The organism is Streptomyces sp. cmx-18-6 (assembly GCF_046548915.1).
Classification (GTDB): Bacteria; Actinomycetota; Actinomycetes; order Streptomycetales; family Streptomycetaceae; genus Streptomyces.
Window position 1 is genome coordinate 1 of sequence record NZ_JAEBEP010000054.1, and the last position, 570, is coordinate 570.

The following is a 570-nucleotide window of genomic DNA, read 5'->3' on the forward strand; positions in this document are numbered from 1 at the left end:
TCCCGCAGCGCGGACAGCGACCGCGCCAGCCGCAGGCACCAGGCGGGCGTGACGAAGTCGGGCCGTACGCCGGTGATCCGCTCGACGCCCGCCTCCTCGACCCGCAGCCGCAGCTTCTCGGCACGGGCCCGCTGCTCGGGCTCGGCCGGGGTGTTGGTGTGCCACGCCTGGAAGGACGGGAAGCCCCCCGCGACCTGCTGCGCGGGCCGGGCCTCCGCGTCCCGCTGCTGCCGCCCGCTCTCCTCGGCCCTGGGCTCGGCGACGACGAACGCCTGGCACTCACCCGGCAGGAACCGCTCCTCGGCGTCGATGCACACGGCGAACATCGACACCGCCGGCCCTTCACGCAGCAGCCGTACGACTCCGGGCAGCGACCGCAGCCGCCGCGAGCCGTCCCACACCACCACGATGTCCGGATCGGTGAAGCTGGAGCCCTGCGCTCCGCCGCCCTTCTGCTCCGCGGCCTTCTTGCGGGCGTCGAGGATCTGCGTCAGCTCGCCGATGCGGGCGCCGACGGTCTCGGCGTCGGTACCGATGAGGACGTTGACGTCCTGCCCCCCGGAGGGCCGG

Annotated in this window: 1 pseudogene; it reads right to left on the minus strand. The window is 74.6% G+C overall.

What is annotated here, in order from left to right:
- A pseudogene (locus ACLJPL_RS34105) lies at positions 1 to 570 on the minus strand (cell division protein FtsK); the annotation flags it as partial.